The 21,526-nt window shown below is 60.7% G+C and carries 16 protein-coding genes and 1 pseudogene; 8 read left to right on the top strand and 9 right to left on the bottom strand.

Annotated features, from left to right (window positions below; genetic code table 11):
- Positions 1-12: 12 nt before the first annotated feature.
- Positions 13-2,103, bottom strand: a complete 2,091-nt coding sequence (recG, locus tag VV088_RS16125; protein WP_334601739.1) for an ATP-dependent DNA helicase RecG — start codon at positions 2,101-2,103, stop codon at positions 13-15.
- 213 nt (positions 2,104-2,316) lie between these two features.
- Positions 2,317-2,853, bottom strand: a complete 537-nt coding sequence (locus tag VV088_RS16130) for a GNAT family N-acetyltransferase (RefSeq protein ID WP_334601740.1) — start codon at positions 2,851-2,853, stop codon at positions 2,317-2,319.
- Positions 2,854-3,052: 199 nt separating this feature from the next.
- Here VV088_RS16130 and VV088_RS16135 point away from each other — a divergent pair, with 199 nt between their 5' ends.
- Positions 3,053-3,985 (top strand): D-2-hydroxyacid dehydrogenase, encoded by a 933-nt coding sequence (locus VV088_RS16135; protein ID WP_334601742.1) that lies wholly within the window; start codon positions 3,053-3,055, stop codon positions 3,983-3,985.
- Between the two features lie 31 nt (positions 3,986-4,016).
- Here the strand turns inward: VV088_RS16135 and VV088_RS22830 are convergent.
- Together VV088_RS22830 and asnS are read right to left on the bottom strand one after the other, a co-directional pair.
- Positions 4,017-4,136, bottom strand: a pseudogene (locus VV088_RS22830) (helix-turn-helix domain-containing protein); the annotation flags it as partial.
- A 136-nt stretch (positions 4,137-4,272) separates the two neighbouring features.
- Positions 4,273-5,667, bottom strand: a complete 1,395-nt coding sequence (asnS, locus tag VV088_RS16140; protein WP_334601743.1) for an asparagine--tRNA ligase — start codon at positions 5,665-5,667, stop codon at positions 4,273-4,275.
- Between the two features lie 262 nt (positions 5,668-5,929).
- On the opposite strand from asnS, the gene VV088_RS16145 reads away from it, so the two are divergent.
- From VV088_RS16145 to VV088_RS16160, 4 genes are all read left to right on the top strand, one after another.
- Complete coding sequence (locus VV088_RS16145) at positions 5,930-8,485, top strand: hybrid sensor histidine kinase/response regulator (RefSeq protein WP_334601744.1); 2,556 nt, start codon at positions 5,930-5,932, stop codon at positions 8,483-8,485.
- A gap of 5 nt (positions 8,486-8,490) precedes the next feature.
- Positions 8,491-10,032: an HD-GYP domain-containing protein gene (locus VV088_RS16150; RefSeq protein WP_334601745.1), complete on the top strand. Its 1,542-nt coding sequence runs from the start codon at positions 8,491-8,493 to the stop codon at positions 10,030-10,032.
- Positions 10,029-10,382, top strand: a complete 354-nt coding sequence (locus tag VV088_RS16155) for an Hpt domain-containing protein (protein WP_334601746.1) — start codon at positions 10,029-10,031, stop codon at positions 10,380-10,382. The genes VV088_RS16150 and VV088_RS16155 overlap by 4 nt, the downstream gene beginning before the upstream one ends.
- 362 nt (positions 10,383-10,744) lie before the next feature.
- Complete coding sequence (locus tag VV088_RS16160) at positions 10,745-12,655, top strand: NAD(+) synthase (protein WP_334601747.1); 1,911 nt, start codon at positions 10,745-10,747, stop codon at positions 12,653-12,655.
- Positions 12,656-12,706: 51 nt separating this feature from the next.
- Here the strand turns inward: VV088_RS16160 and VV088_RS16165 are convergent, their stop codons facing one another.
- Complete coding sequence (locus tag VV088_RS16165; protein ID WP_334601748.1) at positions 12,707-13,030, bottom strand: GRAM domain-containing protein; 324 nt, start codon at positions 13,028-13,030, stop codon at positions 12,707-12,709.
- Positions 13,031-13,166: 136 nt separating this feature from the next.
- Here VV088_RS16165 and VV088_RS16170 point away from each other — a divergent pair, with 136 nt between their 5' ends.
- Positions 13,167-13,388, top strand: coding sequence for a helix-turn-helix domain-containing protein (locus VV088_RS16170; protein WP_334601749.1), 222 nt, complete (start codon positions 13,167-13,169; stop codon positions 13,386-13,388).
- Positions 13,389-13,427: 39 nt separating this feature from the next.
- Here VV088_RS16170 and VV088_RS16175 read toward each other — a convergent pair whose 3' ends face one another.
- From VV088_RS16175 to VV088_RS16190, 4 genes are read right to left on the bottom strand one after another with little or no spacing between them, the layout of a single operon-like run.
- Positions 13,428-16,550 (bottom strand): efflux RND transporter permease subunit, encoded by a 3,123-nt coding sequence (locus VV088_RS16175; protein WP_334601750.1) that lies wholly within the window; start codon positions 16,548-16,550, stop codon positions 13,428-13,430.
- Positions 16,551-16,555: 5 nt separating this feature from the next.
- Positions 16,556-17,743, bottom strand: a complete 1,188-nt coding sequence (locus tag VV088_RS16180; protein WP_334601751.1) for an efflux RND transporter periplasmic adaptor subunit — start codon at positions 17,741-17,743, stop codon at positions 16,556-16,558.
- Between the two features lie 13 nt (positions 17,744-17,756).
- A complete protein-coding gene (locus VV088_RS16185; RefSeq protein ID WP_334601752.1) occupies positions 17,757-19,127 on the bottom strand; it encodes a TolC family protein in 1,371 nt (456 codons plus the stop codon).
- Positions 19,124-19,756, bottom strand: a complete 633-nt coding sequence (locus tag VV088_RS16190) for a TetR/AcrR family transcriptional regulator (RefSeq protein WP_334601753.1) — start codon at positions 19,754-19,756, stop codon at positions 19,124-19,126. Before VV088_RS16190 ends, VV088_RS16185 begins: the two co-directional genes overlap by 4 nt.
- A 194-nt stretch (positions 19,757-19,950) precedes the next feature.
- On the opposite strand from VV088_RS16190, the gene VV088_RS16195 reads away from it, so the two are divergent.
- Positions 19,951-20,964, top strand: coding sequence for an alpha-hydroxy-acid oxidizing protein (locus VV088_RS16195; protein WP_334601754.1), 1,014 nt, complete (start codon positions 19,951-19,953; stop codon positions 20,962-20,964).
- Positions 20,965-21,056: 92 nt separating this feature from the next.
- Positions 21,057-21,524 carry an RNA polymerase sigma factor gene (locus VV088_RS16200; RefSeq protein WP_334601755.1) on the top strand — a complete coding sequence of 156 codons (468 nt, stop codon included), beginning with the start codon at positions 21,057-21,059 and terminating at the stop codon, positions 21,522-21,524.
- Positions 21,525-21,526: the final 2 nt, after the last annotated feature.

The raw sequence follows: 21,526 nt of genomic DNA on the forward strand, positions 1-21,526 counted from the left end.
GTGTTCTCCTCTTTAATTAAAAATGTCCGGGGTGTCGGCAAAGAGCTGCCGCACCCGCTCCCATACGGGCCGGTTTTCCGGCGAGGCGAGCTGCGGGTCCCGGTCCAGCAGGCTCTGGGCGGCCTCCTGGGCCTCGCTGAGCAGGCGCATGTCTCCGGCCAGATCGGCCAGCTTCATCTGGGGCAGGCCGTGCTGGCGGTTTCCAAAAAAGTCGCCGGGACCCCTGGCCTTCAGGTCCTCCTCCGAGATCTTGAAGCCGTCGGTGGTGGAGGCCAGGGTGCGCAGCCGCTCCATCGCCACCGGATTCCAGGTGGCTGTGATGAGGACGCAGCAGGATGGATGCTCCCCCCGGCCCACCCGGCCCCGGAGCTGGTGGAGCTGGCTGAGGCCAAAGCGGTCCGCATTCTCCACGATGATGAGGGAGGCGTTGGGGACGTCCACCCCCACCTCCACCACGGTGGTGGCCACCAGCACCTGAGTCTCCCCGGCGGCAAAGGCGGCCATGGCGGCCTCCTTCTCCTTGGGCTTCATCTTTCCATGGAGAATACCCAGCCGCAGCTCGGGAAAGACCTCCTTTTGCAGCTTACCGGCGTAGGTCTTCACCGCCTTCAGGTTCAGGGCGGGGGACTCCTCCCCAGGGAGGGCGGCGTCCGGGTTCTCCTCCACGGCGGGGCAGATGATATACACCTGCCGCCCCTCCCCCACCTGCTTGCGGACGTAGCCATACATCCGCTGCCGCTTGTCCTCATGGACCACATAGGTCTCAATAGGGGTGCGCCCCGGGGGAAGCTGGTCGATCACCGAGACGTCCAGGTCCCCGTAAATAATGAGGGCCAGCGTACGGGGGATGGGCGTGGCGGACATGACCAGCACATGGGGGGCGGTGTCCTCCCCGCTCTTGGCCGCCAAGGCGGCCCGCTGGGCCACGCCGAAACGGTGCTGCTCGTCGGCCACGATCAGGGCCAGGCGGCGGAAGGCCACCCCCTCCGAAATGAGGGCGTGGGTCCCCACCACAAAATCGATCTCTCCCTCTGCCAGGGCGGCCCGGGCCTTCTTTTTCTCCGCCGCCGTCATGGAGCCGGTGAGCAGTCCCACCCGCACCCCGGCGGGGGCCAGAAGCTGGGACAGGGACCGAAAGTGCTGCTCGGCCAGCACCTCGGTGGGCGCCATGAGCGCCGCCTGACAGCCGCCCTTGGCGCACAGCCACCCCGCGTAGGCGGCCACAGCGGTCTTGCCCGACCCCACGTCCCCCTGGACCAGCCGGTTCATGGGCCGGTTCCCGGTCATATCGACCGCCACCTCCTCCATCACCCGGCTTTGAGCGCCGGTAGGGACAAAGGGGAGCAGGGAGAGGAATTCCTCTTTGGGGCGGGCGGGGAGGGAAATGCCCTCCCCGCCCTGATCCCGGCGTTTTTTGAGAAAGCGCAGGCCCACCGCCAGATAGAACAGCTCCTCAAAGGCCAGCCGCCGCCGGGCCAGAGCCAGAGCCTCCTCATCCTCCGGGAAGTGGATGTTTTTGATGGCGAACTCCACCGCCGCCAGCCCGTGGGCCTGACGGACGGACTGGGGCAGGGTTTCGGGCAGGCTCCCGGCGCAGTCCAGGGCCTGCTGGGTCAGGGAGGCCAGCAGGTGGTTGCTGATCCCCGCCGTCAGCCGGTAGACCGGCATGATGCGGCCGGTGAAGCCCTGTTTTCCCACCCGCTCGAAGATGGGGTTGACCATAGTGCGGCGGCGGCCCTGGACCTCCACCGTCCCATAAAAGACATACTCCTCCCCCGCCCGGATCGCCCGCTCCACATAGCCCTGGTTGAAGAAGGTGAGGTGAAGGGCGGCGGTGTGGTCCACCACCTTCACCTGGACCAGCTCCAGCCCCTTCCGGACGCGGGTCAGCCGGGGGTGCTCCGCGGCCATGGCGTTCACGCATACCCGGCCCTCCAGCGGGGCGTCTCGGATGGTGTACAGCTGCCGCCTGTCCTCGTAGTCCCTGGGGTACCAGGCCAGCAGATCGCCGGCGGTGGACAGTCCCAGCTTTTCCAGCTTCTTGGCCCGGACCTCTCCCACCCCCGGAAACGTGTGCACCGGCGTGCTCCGCGTAACGGCCATAGCGGCGCCCCCCTTCCAGATCAACAGATATTTCTATTGTACCACAGCTTTTTGGGGGAGTAAAGGCGAAGAATGGTCTCTCCCTTTTCAGATTGGTGTTGCAGGAAGCCGCTTCGCCAAACCGTTCGTCAAAATATCAAAATCGGGCAGCCACCTGTTGATGGATGACTGCCCGACAAACTGGAAGTTATAAGTCTGGCGGAAAAATTTTTGTCAGTCTGGCTCTATGTCAATCCAATACCTGCGAATTGGTTCATCATCATTTTCTATATGTACAACATTTTCCATAACTCCTCCGCATTTCTCAACTGTTTTCCATGAACCAATATTACCATCATGAACACCAACCAATACCTTATATATTCCCTTTTTCTTCGCCTGCTCCAGCATCATTTTTAACATCTGAACAGCATAGCCTTTTTGGCGTTCAGTAGGACGAACACCATATCCAATATGCCCCCAAGAAAGAAATCCTTCAACTGTAAGATAATGGCGCAGACTGGTAGCACCTATTAATCTGTCGTTTTCATCCATTACAAAATATGATGATGTAGCACTAAAATTTTTATCAACAATTCCATGTTCACAATCGTCTAACATCCTAACGAACTGAGCAAACTCATCTATAGACATGATTGTACTATCCAAGAACCATGGAGCTATTTGTGTTTTGCTTGCACACCATTCGGACATCATGTCATTATATTTTTCATAATAAATCAAATCAGGCTTGACCAAATGCAGCTTCATATACACACCCCCAATACTTAAGCAAATTCCGATTTGTTGACCGGATTATAGCACAGCGTCCTTGCTATATCAATACGCTTATGTAGAAATCGCCAAAGTCATATCCCGGCAACACTTTTCTGAAAAGGGACAATGGTCTTGTCAGGGAAAAGAAAAACCGATATAATGGAGAAACAACAACTGAGAAGGAGTGCCGCCCATGTCTGAAACAATCCTGAACCTCCTCCCCCTCCATGAGGGAGAGCGGGAGGAATTTGAAGCCATCGCCCCCGACGCGGCCCATGTCTACGCCCGCAGCAGCACCGTTACCCCGGAACAGCTGGCCGCCGCAACCGTCATATTCGGCTGGCCCCGGGCCGAGTCCATGAAGCAGGCCGTCAGCCTGAAGTGGTTCCAAACCATGTGGGCCGGTACCGAGGAGTATGCCGACTTCCTTCCGGAGGGGATTCTGTTCACCTCCTCCAGCGGTTCCAACAGCCGCAGTGTGGCCGAGCACATGCTCACCGGCCTGATGGCCGTCTGCCGCCGCCTGCCCGCCTATCTGGACAGCCAGCGGGCCCATGTCTGGAAGGATGAAGGGCCCATGAAGACCGTCCTCGGCGGAACGGTCCTGGTCCTGGGGGCGGGCAACGTGGGGTCCACCTTTGCCGGGCTGTGTCAGGGGCTGGGGGCAAAAACCATCGGTCTGAAGCGCAGCGTGACCGGCCCGGTGGCCGGCTTTGACGAGGTGCGCCCCATGGACGAGCTGGACGCCCTGCTGCCCCAGGCCGATGTGGTGGCCCTGACCCTGCCCCACTCCCCCCAGACGGCCGGGCTGATGAATACGGACCGCATCGCCCGGATGAAGGACGACGCCATCCTCATCAGCGCCGGGCGGGGATCTGTGCTGGACCAGGACGCCCTAGTGCGGGCCATGACGGCCGGCAAGCTGTGGGGCGCGGCCCTGGACGTCACCGATCCGGAGCCTCTGCCGGACAACAGCCCCCTGTGGGATGTACCCAACCTGCTCCTCACCCCCCACGTGGCCGGGGGCCTGCGGCTGGAGATCACCCGCCGGAAGTGTGTGGAGATGGCCCAGGAGAACCTGCGCCGGTATTTGGCCGGGGAGCCTCTGAAAAACCTTGTCAAATAATGCGTAAGTCCTGCCGCGCCAACGGCAGGACTTATACTTGGTCCGGAATATAGAGCAGGACCTCCTCCACCCTGCAGCCTAATATTTTACAAATATCGTTTCGTGTTGCAGTCGAGATGTTTCGTCCCTGCTTCAAGGAGTCCAAGGTCCCTCTGCTGAAATTTCGGTATAATCAAAAAAAACAAGGTCCGGCGCAAATGCGCCGGACTCGGACTGTTAATCCATTGGATTTAGGTGCTCCGCCGTGCTGGGGCTCGCGCCCGGGATGCTCTGCAATTCCGGCCTCATCAAAACTCCGCGTTGCCCACAGTGCGCGGATGGGGCAGGGTATCCCGAATGTTGTTGATGCCAGTGAGGTACATCACCATCCGCTCGAAGCCCAGGCCGTAGCCGGCGTGGCGGCAGGAGCCGAAGCGCCGCAGGTCCAGATACCACCAGTAGTCGTGGGGGTCCATGCTCAGCTCCTTCATGCGGGCCTCCAGAATCTGATACCGCTCCTCACGCTGGCTGCCTCCGATGATCTCCCCGATGCCGGGGACCAGGCAGTCGGCGGCGGCCACGGTTTTGCCGTCGTCGTTCAGGCGCATATAAAAGGCTTTGATCTCCTTGGGGTAGTCGGTAACAAAGACGGGGCGCTGATACACCTGCTCGGTGAGGTAGCGCTCGTGCTCGGTCTGGAGGTCCACCCCCCACTCCACCTTGAAGTCAAACTTGTCGTTGTTCTTTTTGAGGATTTCAACCGCCTCGGTGTAGCTCACCCGGCCAAAGTCGGAGGAAGCCACATGCTCCAGCCGCTCCTTCAGTCCCTTGTCCACAAAGGAGTTGAAAAAGGCGATCTCGTCGGGGCACTTCTCCAGCACGGTCCTGATCACATGCTTGATCATGGCCTCGGCGTTGTCCATATAGTCGCTCAGGTCGGCGAAGGCCATCTCGGGCTCGATCATCCAGAACTCGGCGGCGTGGCGCTGGGTGTTGGAGTTCTCTGCCCGGAAGGTGGGGCCAAAGGTGTAAACGTTGCCAAAGGCCATGGCGAAGTTCTCGGCGTTGAGCTGGCCGGAGACGGTGAGGCTGGTCTGCTTGCCGAAGAAGTCCTTGGAGTAGTCCACCTGGCCGTCCTGCGTTCTGGGCGGGTTGTTCAGGTCCAGGGTGGTCACCTGAAACATCTCCCCGGCCCCCTCGCAGTCAGAGCCAGTGATGAGGGGGGTGTGGACATAGACGAAGCCCCGGTCCTGGAAGAAGCAGTGGACGGCGTGGGCGGCCACCGAGCGCACCCGGAAGGCGGCGGAGAACAGGTTGGTCCGGGGCCGCAGGTGCTGGATGGTGCGCAGATACTCCACGCTGTGGCGCTTCTTCTGCAGGGGGTAGTCGGGGGTGGAGGGGCCCTCCACCTCAATGGAGGCGGCCTTCACCTCCAGGGGCTGCTTGGCCTCCGGGGTGAGCACCACCTCTCCCCGGACGATGAGGGCGGCCCCCACGTTCTGGCTGGTGATCTCCTTATAATTGTCCAGCAGGCCGGCGTCCATGACCACCTGAAGGTTTTTAAAGCAGGAGCCGTCGTTCAGCTCGATAAACCCGAAGGTCTTCATATCCCGGATGGTCCGGGCCCAGCCCATTACGGTAACAGTCTGCCCGCCCAGGCTCTCTTGGCCGGCAAAAATGGCGGCGATGGTAATGCGTTCCATATTGATCCTCTCCAAATCGTGCAAAATCGTCGGTTCGCCCATAATACCGGGCAAAACATATCCTGTGACTTACCTATTATAATGCCTTTCGCACTGCTTGACAAGTGCCTGCGCAGGGGTTTATTTGAAAATTCATCCCCTGCAGATATCTTTACATTGGAGTTTTGATATGCTATAATATACTGTGACCGATTATCTGCTCTCCCTGCAAAGGACGGCTTCTTCCGCCGGCTCAGGGTTGGACTGCAAAGGAGTGTATAATATGCAGCGCAGCAAGGGCCATAGCCCCCTGATGAACTGGAGCAGCTGGAGGATCCTCTGGGTCCTGGGACTGTTTGTTGTGGTGGCGGCGGCCGGGATGCTGGTGAGCCAGCAGCTTCTGTTGGACAACGCCCGGGTTATGGGAAAAAACCTGGTGACCAGCTATTCCAACGATGAAAACAACCAGCTCAGCGAATATGACCGCATCCTCACCATGGCCATATTCTACTTAGAGGATATGGACGAGCAGGGAGTAACCCAGGCCGAGTTTGAGAACTGGCTGGTGGACTTCTTTCAAAAGAGCACGACCCTGATCAGCGCCAGCATCGGAGATATCTACGCGGTGCTGAACGGACAGATCCTCTCCGCCGACCGGACACGGAGCCGGGGTCACGACTACCAAAGCCAGCCCTGGTACCAGCAGGCCATGGCGGCGGAGGGCCAGGTGATTTACACCGACGCCTATGCCAGCGACGCTTACGGCGGCCAGATGGTGGTCACTGTCGCCGTCTCCGCCGCCGGGAGCGACAACGCAGTGGCCTTCGACGTCCCGCTGGAACACTTCCGGGCCAACCATACCTTTCAGGACCTCCCTGCGGGCGGCGCCTACTACGTGCTGGACCAACAGGGCAATCTGCTGTATTACAACATCCCCTTTGAGGCGGAGGAAGCAGATCTTCAGGTCTACACCAAAAACCTGTTTGACAAGGTCAACCGGGGGGAGCTGGACGGCAAGAACAACGAGATCGTGGGCATGCAGCAGCTGACCCGGGGCCTCTACTACCAGCACACGGACAACGGCTGGCTGTGCATCCTGACGGTGCCCTACGAGACTCTGCTCCAGGGCGTGCAGAACATTCTTCTCTATTACGGCGCAGGTCTGCTGCTGTTCCTGGCCATCGCCATAGGCATGTGGCTGCGGGACCGCAAGCTCAGCCGTACGGCCAAGCGGACCACCGAGACAGTGCAGGTCATGGGCGATATCTACTACGCCTTCTACCGGGTCAACATCATCACTGGTGTGTTCGAAATGACCAAGCCCTCCAACTATGTCCGGGAGCAGATGAGCGGCGAGACCGGCAGCTATGAAGAGCTTCTGAAGGTGATCGCCTCCGCCCTGGACGAGTGGACCTCGGAGGATTTTATCCAAAACTTCTCCCTGGAAAACATCCGCCGGCTGGTGGACCAGGACATCCGGGACTTCGGCGGCGAGTTTCTGCGAAAATTTAACGACGAGGAGCGGTGGATCAGCGTACGTATGCTTACCGATCCGGAAAAGATCCCCGACGAGGTGGTCATCTGTTTCCGGGACGTGGAAAACGAGAAGGAGGAGCAGCAGCGTCAGGTGCGGCTGCTGAAGGGAGCGCTCTCCGCCGCAGAGCAGAGCGAAAAGTCCCAGCAGCAGTTCTTCTCCGTCATGAGCCACGATATGCGCACCCCGCTGAACATCATTATCGGCATGACAGGGCTGGCCCTTCAGGACGACTGCAGCCGGGAAAAGATGGTGGGCTATCTGAACAAGATCGGCGCCGCCAGCCAGCAGCTGCTGGCCCTGATCAACGATATTTTGGAGATTTCCCGCCTGGAACAGGGGAATGTCTCCATGGAGATCAAGCCCTTCGACCTGGTCCAGACTCTGGAGACCTACCTCGCCCCCTTCCAGACCCAGGCCAGGGAGCAGAACAAAACCTTCCAGCTGTCCATCGACATCCAAAACCGGATGATTAAGGGTGACCCCGCCCGGCTGGGCCAGATTATCAACAATCTGGTGTCCAACTCCATGAAGTTCACCCAGTCGGGCGACAGCCTGACGGTCACCCTGCGCCAGATGGACGAGGGCAAGCGGAACAATTACCTCTTCCTGGTGGAGGACACCGGGTCCGGCATGTCGGCCGACTTCCTGCCCAAGCTCTTTGACCCCTACGAGCGGGAGGTCCGCTTTGGGGCCAAGGAGGTCACGGGCACCGGACTGGGTATGCCCATCGTAAAAAACCTGGTCACCCGCATGGGCGGCCAGATCGCCGTAAGCAGCACGCTGGGCAAGGGAACCACCTTCTCGGTTACCATCCCCTTTGACGCCAGCGAGACTCCTTCCCCTGAATCTGAGCACGAGCCGGCAGAGGTGACCCCGCTGAAGGACCGGCAGATCCTGCTGGCAGAGGACAATCTCCTGAACATGGAGATCGCCACCGAGCTGCTGAAAATGCGGGGAGCCGAGGTAACCCCCGCGGAAGACGGGCAGAAGGCACTGGAGGCATTTCGAGCTTCTCCGCCTTTCTTTTTCAACGCCGTCCTCATGGATATGCAGATGCCCAACATGGACGGCTGCGAAGCCACCCAGGCCATCCGGGCTCTGGACCGTCCCGACGCCAAGATGGTGCCCATTATCGCGCTGACCGCCAACGCATTTGCGGAGGATATCACCCGCACCACCCAGGCTGGCATGGACGCCCATCTGGCCAAGCCCATCAACATTGAGCAGCTATGCCTCACACTGACCAAACTGATGTCTGTGCGCGACCACGCCCAGAACAAGAAACCACCCAAAGGGGAGTGAACGCTATGGCCCCAAAGAAAGAACAGCATTATACTATCCTGATCGCTGACGACACCCAATTTAACCGCGACTTCCTCCGCGCCATACTGGAGGACACCTACGAGATCATTGAGGCGGTGGATGGCATACAGGCAGTGACCATCCTCCAGCAGAAGGATCAGGAGATCTCCCTGCTCCTGCTGGACCTCAACATGCCAAATATGGACGGCTTCGGCGTGCTGGACGCCATGAACAAGTACGGCTGGATCGACAGCGTACCCGTCATCATGATCACGGCAGAGGAGGGGCCCGGACTGCTCAAGCGGGCCTATGACCTTGGCGTTACCGATTACCTCAAGCGGGACACCGATGTGGAAACGGTGCGCCGCCGCGCCAGCAACACCATTATGCTCTACGCCAAGCAGCGCCGCCTGCAGAGCATGGTGAACGAGCAGATCTACCAGAAGGAAAAGGTCAACAACCTGATGATCTCCATCCTCAGCCACATTGTGGAGTTCCGCAATGAGGAGAGCGGCCTGCATGTCCTCCACATCCAGACCATGACGGAGATTCTGCTGAAAAGCCTGATGCGCAAAACCAACAAATACAAGCTGGATCGGGAGACCATCAACCTGATCAGCAACGCCTCCACCCTCCACGACGTGGGTAAGATCTGCATCCCCAGCGAGATCCTCAACAAGCCGGGCAAGTTCACCGACGAGGAGTTCGCCATTATGAAGCAGCACTCCCAGATGGGCGCGGACATGATGAAGGGCGTCCCCTTCCAGGACGAGCCGCTGGTAAAGTACGCCTACGAGATCTGCCGCTGGCACCACGAACGCTATGACGGCAGGGGATACCCGGACCGGCTGGTGGGAGAGGACATCCCCATCTCTGCCCAGGTGGTCTCCCTGGCCGATGTGTACGACGCTCTAACCAGCGTCCGGGTCTATAAGCCGGCCCACTCCCACGAGAAGGCCCTGTCCATGATCCTCAACGGCGAGTGCGGCTCCTTCCAGCCGCTGCTCCTGGAGTGTCTGGTGGAAAGCAGCGACATCATTCAGCGGGAGATGGCGGTGGATACCATCACCCGGGGGGACCAGCGCGTCATGGAGAATACTGCGGCGGAGCTGGTCCAGTACGAGGACTTGTCCGTCACCGACCGCACCCTGCGCATCCTGGAGCAGGAGCGGACCATCCATCACTTCTTCACCTCCATATCCCCGCATATGCTGTTTGAGTATACTTCAAATCCCTCGATGCTTACCCTCTCCCCTGTCGCAGTCAAGCGCCTGGACCTGGAGGACACCATTGTGGACCCCTATCACAGCCCACAGATCCAGGATTTGGTCAACCTGGACACGCTGGCGGAGCTGGCGCAGAAGCTGCAGGACACCACTCCCGACCAGCCCGTGGTGGAGTTTGACTGTCATGTCCGGCTGGACGGCCAAATCAAGCCCGTCCATCTGATCTGCAGAGCTCTGTGGACCTCGGAGGAGCCCCCTGAATACACCGGCGCCATCGGCAAGATGGTGGAACGCGAGGAAATAAAGGAGGAAGCGCAATGACCATGCAAGAGTGCTACGCCGCCCTGGAGGGTGATTACCAGGACGTATTGGGCCGCCTGTACAGCGAGGCGCTGGTGCAGCGGTTCGTGGGAAAGTTTCTGTCCGACCAGTCTTTTCAGCTTTTGGAGAGCTCTCTGAAGGCGGAGAACTATGAGGATGCCTTCCGGGCGGCCCACACCCTGAAGGGAGTCACCCAGAACCTCAGCTTTACCAAGCTGTACCACTCCAGCCACGCCATCACCGAGGCCCTGCGGGCAAAGGATTATGACCTGGCCAAGGAGCTGTTCACTCAGGTAGAGGCGGATTACCAGCAGACTGCGGCCGCGATCCAGCAGTATCAAGGCGCCTGAGCCTCTCAACATGATCATCCAAGGGAGCTGTCCGTCCGGGCAGCTCCCTTTTTGCGGACACCGCTGGCGTAGGGACCTCTGAGACCACCGGAGACAACGCGGCCAACACCACCACCGACACCACTTGGAGCTCAGAAACCGTGATCCCTGTCCCGAACAAGCCGGACCCCAAGGCGGGTGAGCCGGGGGCCTGTCCACCTGCACCGGGGGGCCGCGCCATCCGCTGGAGGGTCCGAGCGGCGCGGCCCGGGCAGATATCCATACAGCCTTGAGAGGACGTCCCCCCTTTTGTTTTTCTTGCATTTGGAGCGGACTTGGGATATGATGGTAGCAGAACATTTATGAACAAAGGAGGCCCGATCATGCGGGACGGTTTTATCAAAGCGGCGGCGGGAACGCCAAAGATCCGGGTGGCGGACTGTGAATACAACGCGGAGCAGATCATTGCCCTGATGAAGGAGGCGGCGGAGCAGGGGGTAAAGGTGCTGGCCCTGCCCGAGCTGTGCGTCACCGGCTACACCTGCGGCGACCTGTTTTTGCAGGACACCCTTCTTCAGGGCGCAGAGGACGCCCTGAGCCGTATTCTGGAGGAGACCTCCACCCTGGACATGCTCACCGCTGTGGGCCTGCCGGTGCGGTGCCAGAATGAGCTGTATAATTGTGCTGCGGTCATCTCAAAGGGCAGGATATTGGGGCTGGTCCCTAAAAATCACATTCCCAATTACGGAGAATTTTACGAGGCACGATGGTTCACCTCTGGAGAGGGACTGGATTCATCGGTAACGCTGTGCGGCCAATATCCAGACCTCTATTCCAGCCAGCTGTTTGTATGTGAAGAGATGCCAAATTTGACGGTAGGAGTGGAGCTTTGCGAGGATCTTTGGGCTGTAATGCCCCCATCCACCCATTTGGCGGCTCTGGGCGCAACTGTTATTTTGAATCTGTCCGCCTCCGACGAGGTAGCTGGCAAATCCGCCTACCGCCGTCAGTTGGTGGCGGGACAGTCCGCCCGTCTGGTGTGTGGCTACGTCTATGCCGACGCCGGAGAGGGAGAGTCCACCACCGATCTGGTCTTTGCCGGGCACAATATGATTGCCGAAAACGGGGCTTTGCTGGCAGAAAAGCGTTTTGACACTGGCCTGACCGTCAGCGAGATTGACGTAGACAGGCTGGCCTTTGAGCGGCGGAAAATGAACACCTATGACACTCAAAACACCAACTGGGTACGCGCCACCTTTTCCCTGCGTGCAGAGGAGACAAAGCTCACCCGGCCCATCGGAAAGAATCCCTTCGTCCCCGAGGACCACGGAGACCGCCAGGCGCGGTGCGAGGAGATTTTCACCATCGCCGCCCTGGGGCTGAAAAAGCGTCTGGAGCACACCCGGGCCTCCTGCGCGGTAGTGGGGCTGTCTGGCGGGCTGGACTCCACCCTGGCCCTGCTCATCACCGCCCGGGCCTTCGATATGCTGGGCCGTCCCCGGAGTGACGTCCTGGCCGTTACCATGCCCTGCTTCGGTACCACCAGCCGGACCAAGTCCAACGCCCAGGTGCTGGCCGAGCGCATCGGGGCGGACTTCCGCACGGTGGACATTGGCGAGGCGGTGCGGGTCCACTTCCGGGACATCGGCCAGTCCATGGACGACCTGTCCGTCACCTTCGAGAACGGCCAGGCCCGGGAGCGGACTCAGGTGCTGATGGACCTGGCCAACCAGCGGGGCGGGCTGGTCATCGGTACCGGGGATCTGTCCGAGCTGGCCCTGGGCTGGGCCACCTACAACGGCGACCACATGTCCATGTACGGGGTAAACGGCTCCATTCCCAAGACCCTGGTACGCCACCTCACCGCCTACGCGGCGGAGGAGGCCCAGGAGGCCGACCCCCAGCTGACCGCCGTCCTCCGGGACATCCTGGACACCCCCGTCTCCCCCGAGCTGCTCCCCCCCAAGGAGGGGGAGATCGCCCAGCGCACCGAGGACCTGGTGGGTCCCTACGAGCTCCACGACTTTTTCCTGTACTACGCCATCCGCTGGGGCTTCGGCCCCCGGAAGGTGTTCCGTCTGGCCCTGGCCGCCCTGGAGGAGGACTACGGCCGGGAGACCATCCTCAAGTGGCTGAAGAACTTCTACCGCCGCTTCTTTGCCCAGCAGTTCAAACGCTCCTGCCTCCCCGACGGCCCCAAGGTGGGCACCCTGGCCCTCTCTCCCCGGGGGGACTGGCGGATGCCCTCGGACGCGGTGAATACGCTGTGGATGCGGGAATTGGAAACATTATAAGGACAGCAAAAGGCCCCGCCGACTGGCGGGGCCTTCTCCTTCTATTGAGCCTCACAGCTTTTGAACGCCTAATTGTGTCAGCCAGCCCTGTAATTTTTTTGCCGGAAATCCGGTTAGCGGGTAGTTTTCTCCCTGTTTACTCTGTATGGTAACCTTTTTGATAAAAAGCATTGACCCAACTGAAAAATTCTCAACTTCGTTAATCGGAAGGTCCATAAGAACCGTTCCGGACAAGTCCATATAAAAGCAAATCCGCTTGTCTGTGACATAGATTTTCCCTTGAAATGGCTTCAGTGTCAGACCTTGCTTTTGATAAAGGGACATGGCTCCTTTTCCGATTAGTGTTTCGCCGGCCTGTAATTGAAATTTTGCCATAATCATCGTCTCCTCTCTGCTTTGCTGGGGTGTCAGCGTATCTATTATAAAGCATTTTGCTTTATATGTCAATATAACAAAATGTTTTATCTATACTTTTTGTGAAATGATAATCGTTTAAGAGGAGATGCACAAAATGTATAGACGAATACGCGATCTAAGGGAAGACAACGATCTGTTTCAAAGAGACTTGGCAAAATATTTACAGTGCAGTCAGGTGAGTTACTCGCTCTATGAACGAGGAAAACGGGATATCCCGACGGACGTGCTCATCAAACTGGCATCGTTTTATTGTACCAGTACAGATTATCTCCTTGGCCTCACCGATGAACAAAAGCCTTATCCCAAAGCAAAGTAGGAAAGGGCGCTGAAAGTTTGGCTTTCAGCGCCCTTTTGCTTATTCCGCCACAGCAGGGACTGCTTCCTCCTCAGCTGGCGGGGGAGCGGGAGGCTCCTCCTTCTTTTTCCGCCGGAAGAGGCTGCTCAGGTTGTCAATCACCGAGTAGTACACCGGGGTAAACAGCAGGGTGATGATGGTGGAAACAACCATGCCGGAGATCATGGTGATGCTCATATCGCTCATCATCTCCGCCGCCCCCTCGGCCATGCCCAGTGCCATGGGCACCAGGGCCAGAACAGTGGTCAGGGTGGTCATCAGCACAGGGCGGATGCGCAGGGGGCAGGCGTGGAGGATGGCGTCCACCCGGCTTTCCCCCTGCTCCCGGCGCTGGCGGATATAGTCCACCAGGATGATGGAGGCGTTGACCACCGTACCAGCCAGCATGATCAGGGCCACCAGGGAGATCATGGACAGGTCCCGCCCGGTGAGAGGCAGGGCAAACAGGGCTCCGGTAAAGGCCACCGGCAGGATCATCATCACAATGACCGGCATGAGGAAGGACTCAAACTGAGAGGCCAGCACGAAGTAGACCAGACCCAGGGCCACGATCAGGGCCAGCAGCAGATCGCTGAAGCTCTCCATCATGTCCTCATAAGCGCCGGAAATCTCGGCGGTGTAGCCGTCCGGGAGGGTGTAGCCCTCCAGAATCCGGTTGATTTCCCGGGTGATAGCGGTGGTATCGCCGCTGATGGTGTCGCCGGTGACCGAGATCTGCCGGGACTGGTTGACCCGGATGATGCTCTGGGGGGCCAGCTCGATGTCCACATGGGCCACAGCGGACAGGGGCACCGTCCCGCCGAAGGCGGATGGGATGGCCATGGACTTCAGGGCGTCCAGGCTGGCGGCGGAGCGGCCGTCCCCCCGGACCACCACGTCCAGCTCCTTGTTGTCAATGGTGACCGCAGTGGCGGTGGAGCCGGACAGCTCCGACCGAATGGCGGCGCCCACCGAGGCGGCGGTGAGACCGTACTGGGAGGCGGCCTCCCGGTCCATGGTGACGGTGACCTGCTCCACCTCCTTGGCCTCGGAGGTGCCCACATCCACCGCGTCGGGCAGCTGGGCAATCTGACCGGCCAGATCGCTGGCGATCATCACCAGGGTCTCATAGTCGTTCCCGGTGATGTCCACGCTGATGTCTGCGCCGCTGCCCATCATGGCGGTCATGTCGGAGGAGGAGACGGTGATCTCACACCCGGCGATATCCCGGGTCAGCTCCCGCATGACCTGGGCCACGTCGTTGCTGCTGCGGCTCCGGTCCTCCTTGTCCACCAGCACCAGTCCCACGGTAGAGGACTCGGGATTGGACAGGTGATAGACCGACTCCAGCTCCGGCACGTTCTCCATGGCGATGTCCACCACCCGGTCGGCAATGGCGGCGGTGGTCTCCACCTCGGTGCCCACCGGACTGCTGATGGAAATCTGGAGCATACCCTGGTCCATATCGGGCATCAGCACCATTTTGGTGTTCATGCAAGCGGCGATAAAGACGGCCACCAGGGCCACAGAGGCCAGCATTCCAACCCACAGGTGGCGGACAAAGTAGCCCAGCACCTTGGTGTACAGCTCATTCAGCCGCTGACCCAGGCCCGCCCTGCCCTCGGCATGCTTTCTGGCCTTTTTCTCCGCCTTTTCCAGGGCGCGCTGGTGGACCTTCTTCTCATCCAGCAGGAAGTAGCACAGCAGAGGGACCAAGGTCACCGCAATCACCAGAGAGCCCAGAATCAGGAAGGAGATCGTCAGGCAGAAATCGTCAAAGAGCATGCCCGCCATCCCCCCGGTGAGGCCCAGGGGCAGAAAGACGGCCACCGTGGTGAGGGTGGAGGCGGTGAGAGAGGTGAAAACCTCCGCCGTCCCCTCCACACAGGACTCCATCCGGCTGTGGCCCTCGGCGGAGTAGCGGTAGATATTCTCCAGCACTACGATGGAGTTGTCCACGATCATGCCCACGCCCATGGCGATGCCCCCCAGGGACATCATGTTCAGGGTGAGGTGGAACACGTTCATGAGTACGAACACCGTCAGGATACACACGGGCATGGACACGGCGATGGTAGCGGTGGCCCCCCACCGGCGCAGGAAGAGAAAGACCACCACGGCGGCCAGCACTACGCCCATTTCGATGTTCTGCACGGCGGCATTCACCGCCATGTTGATGTAGTCGGAGGCGGTGTACAGCACGGTGTAGACCACCGCGCCGTTGCGCTCCTGGAGCTTGGCCATCTCGGCCACCACTGCGTCGGCGGTGGCCACCTCGTTGGCCCCCGACTGCTTGGACACCTGGAGCACCACACAGGCGGTGCCGTCGGTCTTGGCGATGGCCTCCGGGTCGCCGGTCTCCAGAAAAACATTGGCCACCTCAGACAGGCGGACCGTCCCTCCAGTCTGGAGGGGGATGATCAGGTTGGCCACATCCTCCACAGTCTGGAACTTGGCGTCGGTGGTGACGGTGAGGGTCTGGGTACCGTTTTTCATATCGCCGCCGGGGTAGAGCAGGTTGTCCGCCGCCAGCATCTGGGCAATATAGGAGTTGGACAGCCCCAGGCCGGCCGCCCGGGTTGGGTCCACCTCCACGGCGATCTGCTGCTCCACGCCGCCGGAGACGGTCACCTGGGCCACGCCGTCAATGCGCTCCAAGGCGGGGGAGACGGTATCCTCTGCCATGGCCTGGACCGAGGCCAGGTCCTCCCCCTGGAGGGCGATCATGGCGGAGGGCATCAGGTCACCGATGTTGATGTTGACGATAATGGGGTCCACCGCCCCGTCGGGGAGGGACAGCCGGTCAAACTGCTCCCGCAGCTTGGTGGCGGCGATATCCAGATCGGTGCCCTCCACATAGGTGATCTGGAGCTGGCTCACCCCGTTGGAGGAGGTGGAGCTCACCCCGTCCACCCCGGACACCGACATGATGGCCGATTCCAGGGGCCGGGTAACCAGCTCCTCCATATCGCTGGGGGTGGCGCCGTTGTAGTAGCACAGGACCAGCGCGGCCGGGGCCTCCATATCGGGCAGGAGGGCCAGCTGCAGCTGGGTGGTAAAGACCAACCCGAAGATGGAGATCATGATGACCGCCATCAGCGTTGTGACCTTGTGCCCGATGCAGAATCTCGCGATCTTATTCACCGGCCTCAGTCCTCCCCAGTCACGATGCGCACCGCGTCGCCGTCCGACAGATAGGCCTGCCCCACCGTCACCAGCATGTCGCCGGCTCCCAGGCCGGAGGTCACCTCGGTGACGCCGCTGCCCGTCAAGCCGGTGCCGATGGCCGCATAGCGGGCGGTGCCGCGGCCCTCCACGATGCCGTCCACCACAAAGACATACTGAGCGCCGTTGCTGGTGAGGATGGCCTCCGTCGGGATGACAATGGTGTCGGCAGAGGTGTCGGTGCGGAAGGAGACGTCGGCAAACATGCCGGACATCAGGCCCTCCACATCCTCCAGGATGGAGATGGTCACATTATACAGCTTGGTCTGCATGCTGGCGGTGTTCTCAATCTTCTTGATGGACCCCACCAGCTGCTTACCCAGGGCGCTGATGGACACGTCCACCTCATCCCCCTCGGCCAGCTTGGGCACCAGGGCCTCCGAGACGGAGACCGACACCTCCAGCTGGTCCACGCCGTCAATGACCGCCACTGGCGCGGAGGGGGTGACATAGCTGCCCTCCGCCGCGTTCAGGGCGATGATGGTGCCCGAGATGGGGGCAATTACATTGCCCTGGCTGTCCACATTCTCCAGCACGGCAGACAGCTGCTCCACATTGGACTTGTAGCTCTGCATCCCCGCCTCCAGCTGGGCCAGGGTGGCGGTGCGCTGGGCCTGGGCGGACTGGAGGGACAGCTCCGCTTGGTCCACCTCCAGCTGGGAGGCAGCGCCGATCTCAAACAGGGCCTGCAGGTCGCTGACATTCTTCTCCGCCAGGGCGATCTGCTTGTCGAAGATAGCGGCTTGGTCCTGGTAGCTCTGGACGGCGGAGTTGTAGCTGATGCTGGCTGCGCTGTAGGAGGACAGGGTGCTGGCCATATCCAGCGTGCACAGGGTCTGTCCGGCGGTGACCGAATCCCCCACCTCCACAAAAAGAGCAGTACACTGGGTCTGGGCCGCCACAAAGACAGACTCCTGTCCGTCGGTGACCACCCGGCCGGACACCTTGTTCTCGGTGGAGATGGTATCCACCGTCACCTCCTGGACCTGGACCGCTACACCGGCGGCGGGACTGTCCTGGGAGCTGCTCTCCCCTCCTCCGGACTGGCAGGCGGTCAGGCTCAGGGCCAGGGCGGCGGCCAGCGCGAGGGAAAAAATTCGCTTTTGCTTCATCAGTCGGCCTCCTTTAGTTCATGATTCCGTAGTCCACGGCCCAGCGGTAGGTGTTATAGGCGGACAACAGATCGTTTTCCGCGCCTGCGACCTTCTCCTGGGCCTCCTTCAGCTTGTCCTCCGCCTCCAAGAGGCTGTTTTGGGACAGGTTCCCCTGGCTGTACTTCAGCTGGGACACGGCGTAGTTGTCCTGCTCCACGGCCAGGGCAGTCTTATAAGCGTCCAGGATCTGCCTGTAGTCCTGGACCTTCAGATACAGATTTCGCAGGTTCAGCTCAAAGCTCTGCACCGTGTTGTCATAGGTGTACTTCGCCGTGTAGTAGGTGTGCCGCGCCTGCTGATAGGAGCGTTTCTCCCCATTGTAGGTCTGAGCAAAGTCGCCGCCGTGGTCGTTGTACTCCTTCCGGGCATCCTTGTAGGTCTCGGTGGCCTGATACAGGTCCCAGCTGTTCTCCTTCGCGGTCTCCAGGTCCTGCTCCAGGTCCATGCGGTCCAGGTCCGCCTGGGTGACCTTGGGCAGGGGACCCAGGGCTATGGTCCCGGTGATATCCGCTCCCAGTAGTAGCTCCAGCTGGCCCTTATACGTGTTCAGGTTCATCCGCAGGGTGGACAGTCCGCTGTCCAGCGCCGACCGGCCCGCCTGCGCCTGCTTCAGGGTCAGAGAGGAGATATGCCCCAGCTCATAGCGCAGGTCCAGCTCGGTGAGCTGACGGTCCAGGGCAACCAGCTGGCGCTCCAGGCCGTTCTCCTGCAGCTCCATGGCGGCCAGGGCGATATAGGTCGTCTCCCCGGCCATGATGATCTGATTTTGCAGGCTCTTCAGCTGGCGGACGGTGTCGGCGTTGTCCTCCTGCATGTCCCCCTCCTTAATGGCGTCGAACTGCTTCCGGACGGCGTCGTAGGCCTGGTCCATCTGGTCGTAGGCGCTGTGGTACTCATAGTCGCTCATGTACCCGGACATCATCACCATGCTCCACTGGGCCTTGGCGATTTCGTTAAGCTGAAGGCGCAGGTCCTCCTTCAGCTTGTCATAGTCGATTTCCTCCAGCATATCGATGCTCTCCTGAAGGGCCAGCACCTGCAGATTGCCCTCGTGCATCCGGCGGTTCACGTTGGCGAAGGAGATGGACCCCACCGGGTCCGGTATGTATTCCTCCGCCGGGGGTTCCTCAGAGGCGCCCTCCTCCCCCTCCTTCGGTCCTTCGGTTTCGGCCTCCTCCGGCTCCGCGGACGGCTCCTCCTCCGGCTGGGTCTGGGACTCTTCTGCCTGCAGGGCGGGAACATCGGGCTCGGACGGGTCTTCCTCCGCCGCCAGGACCGTAACGCCCAGCAGAGACAGGGCCAGGGCCGCCGCAGCCAGCAGGGCCAGGGTCCGTTGTTTCATATGGCCACCTCCTTATAATTCTCCGCCGCCCCGCCGTAGCGGAGCAGCTCCATTCGTATCTGCAGCGTCTCCCGCATCTGAGTCAGCCGGGAGGGGTCCCACAGGGACTCCGCCACTGCAAAGGCCAGCACTGCGCAGGCCAGGTGGAAGACATGGTCGGCATATTCCCTGTCCGGCTGCCGCAGCTTATTGACGTTGATCACATCCCACAGCAGCTCCGGCAGAAAGGCGCAGGGCGTGGAACCGCCGATAAAGCTCTGTATATCAATGCCCTTGTTCATCCGCAGTATGCCGATGAACAGGGTCAGCATGGGGTCAGTCCCGCCCTGCACGCTCATAAACCGGTCATAGGCCAGCAGGGGAAAGGCAAATATGTCCCCCTCCGCCTCGATCAGGATGTCTCGCAGGAGAGCAATAAAATACTCCCGCATATCCTCCAGCAAATAGTGGATCAGATCCTCCTTGTCCTCAAAATACTGGTAGAAGCTGCCCCGGGGAATGTGGGCGGCGGCGATGATGCGGTTGATGGACACCTCGCTGAAGCGCACCTGGGACACCTCTGCCCAGCAGGCTTCGATCAGCCTGGCCCGTTTTTCCTCCGGCAATCGGAAAAAGGTACTGGTCGGCATGAGCTCCCTCCTCTATGACAGGTTGTCGCATTATGACAGGCTGTCATGCATTATACTCTGGACTGCACAGCCTGTCAAGGCGGGAATTGTGAAGCTTTTGTTAAAATGCCGCAGGCAGGAACGGGCAGTTTTTCCTCTTGACGAACCACCCGGCAAACGGTATGATTTGAGGAGAGAAATAAGGAGGGGTACCGATGACCTATCAGGAGATTTTAGAGGCCGCCCGCACCTGCAGCGGCCCATACTGCAAAGCCTGCCCGGTGTGCAACGGCCGGGCCTGCAAAAACACCATGCCCGGTCCGGGGGCCAAGGGCACCGGCACGGTGGCCGCCCGGAACTACGACGCCTGGCAGGACATATGCCTGAACATGGATACCATCTGCGAAAACGGCCCGGTGGACACCCGCTTCACCCTGTTCGGCCAGACCTACAGCCTGCCGGTCTTTGCCGGACCGGTGGGGGCGGTGAAGCTCCACTACGGCGACCGCCTCACCGACCAGGGCTACAACGAAATCCTGGTCCCCGCCTGCGTCCAGGCGGGCATCGCCGCCTTCACCGGCGACGGCGCTGACCCCACTGTCTTTGCCGCCGCCGCTAAGGCCATCGGCGCCAACGGCGGAAAGGGCATCCCCACCGTCAAGCCCTGGGATCGGGACACCCTCTTCGCCAAGCTGGACCAGGCCAAGGAGTCGGGCGCCCAGATGTTCGCCATGGATATCGACGCCGCCGGCCTGCCCTTCCTCAAGGGGCTCAATCCCCCCGCCGGGTCCAAGACGGCGGCGGAGCTGCGGGAGATCATCGAGTACGCCGGGGTGCCCTTCATCCTGAAGGGCGTCATGACCGTCAAGGGGGCCAAGAAGGCCCTGGAGGCCGGAGCGGCGGGCATTGTGGTGTCCAACCACGGCGGGCGCGTTCAGGACGGCGTCCCCGCCACCGCCGAGGTCCTGCCCGCCATCGCGGACGCTGTCAAAGGCCAGATGGTGATCATGGTGGACGGCGGCATCCGCTCCGGTGTGGACGTGTGCAAGGCCCTGGCCCTGGGGGCTGACGCCTGCATCCTGGCCCGGCCCTATGTCACCGCCGTCTACGGCGGCGGGATGGAAGGGGTCAAGGTCCTCACCGATCAGCTCAAGGCCGAGCTGGCCGACACCATGGCCATGTGCGGGGTCCACTCCCTGTCGGAGATTTCACGGGATATGATTTTTTAATGGAAGGGCCGCCTGCGGGCGGCCTTTCTTCTTTTTGACCGCAACAATTCTCCTGTTTGAAACGTCTATATAGACAAAAGGAGGTGATCCCCATGTCCCAGAGATCCAACCGGCCGGTGGATTGGGAAGCGCTTGTCACACAGAACGAGACCCGCCTGTACCGGGCGGCTCTGGCCATCCTGGGCGATCCCCAGGAGGCGGAGGACGCCGTTCAGGACGCCTTTCTCCGCTATCTGGAAAAGGCCCCGGACAATCTGGAGCACCCCGGCGCATGGCTGATGCGGGTGCTGGTCAACGGCTGCCGGAGCCGCCTGCGTCTGGCCTGGCGGCGGGTGGGCCCTCTGCCGGAAACCCTGCCCGCCCCCGGCCCGGAGGAGCGCGAGGAGCTGGAGGAGCTGTTTTCCCTGCCGCCGGAGGACCGGGCCGTCATCCACCTGCACTACTACGAGGGCTGCTCCACCGATGAGATCGCCCAAATGCTGGGCTGCCGTCCGGGGACGGTCCGCTCCCGCCTGTCCCGGGCCAGAGGCAGGCTGCGGAAGCTGATCGAAGCAAATTAGAC

This window comes from Lawsonibacter sp. JLR.KK007 (assembly GCF_036941135.1).
Taxonomy (GTDB): domain Bacteria; phylum Bacillota; class Clostridia; order Oscillospirales; family Oscillospiraceae; genus Lawsonibacter.

Excerpts from the sequence above, each read along its gene's own strand:
- VV088_RS16155 (WP_334601746.1), top strand. The coding sequence starts at position 10,029 with ATGACCATGCAAGAGTGCTACGCCGCCCTGGAGGGTGATTACCAGGAC.
- VV088_RS16165 (WP_334601748.1), bottom strand. The coding sequence starts at position 13,030 with ATGGCAAAATTTCAATTACAGGCCGGCGAAACACTAATCGGAAAAGGA.
- VV088_RS16200 (WP_334601755.1), top strand. The coding sequence starts at position 21,057 with ATGTCCCAGAGATCCAACCGGCCGGTGGATTGGGAAGCGCTTGTCACA.
- VV088_RS16160 (WP_334601747.1), top strand. The coding sequence starts at position 10,745 with ATGCGGGACGGTTTTATCAAAGCGGCGGCGGGAACGCCAAAGATCCGG.
- asnS (WP_334601743.1), bottom strand. The coding sequence starts at position 5,667 with ATGGAACGCATTACCATCGCCGCCATTTTTGCCGGCCAAGAGAGCCTG.
- VV088_RS16180 (WP_334601751.1), bottom strand. The coding sequence starts at position 17,743 with ATGAAGCAAAAGCGAATTTTTTCCCTCGCGCTGGCCGCCGCCCTGGCC.
- VV088_RS16135 (WP_334601742.1), top strand. The coding sequence starts at position 3,053 with ATGTCTGAAACAATCCTGAACCTCCTCCCCCTCCATGAGGGAGAGCGG.
- VV088_RS16185 (WP_334601752.1), bottom strand. The coding sequence starts at position 19,127 with ATGAAACAACGGACCCTGGCCCTGCTGGCTGCGGCGGCCCTGGCCCTG.
- VV088_RS16130 (WP_334601740.1), bottom strand. The coding sequence starts at position 2,853 with ATGAAGCTGCATTTGGTCAAGCCTGATTTGATTTATTATGAAAAATAT.
- VV088_RS16170 (WP_334601749.1), top strand. The coding sequence starts at position 13,167 with ATGTATAGACGAATACGCGATCTAAGGGAAGACAACGATCTGTTTCAA.
- VV088_RS16190 (WP_334601753.1), bottom strand. The coding sequence starts at position 19,756 with ATGCCGACCAGTACCTTTTTCCGATTGCCGGAGGAAAAACGGGCCAGG.
- VV088_RS16195 (WP_334601754.1), top strand. The coding sequence starts at position 19,951 with ATGACCTATCAGGAGATTTTAGAGGCCGCCCGCACCTGCAGCGGCCCA.
- recG (WP_334601739.1), bottom strand. The coding sequence starts at position 2,103 with ATGGCCGTTACGCGGAGCACGCCGGTGCACACGTTTCCGGGGGTGGGA.
- VV088_RS16150 (WP_334601745.1), top strand. The coding sequence starts at position 8,491 with ATGGCCCCAAAGAAAGAACAGCATTATACTATCCTGATCGCTGACGAC.
- VV088_RS16145 (WP_334601744.1), top strand. The coding sequence starts at position 5,930 with ATGCAGCGCAGCAAGGGCCATAGCCCCCTGATGAACTGGAGCAGCTGG.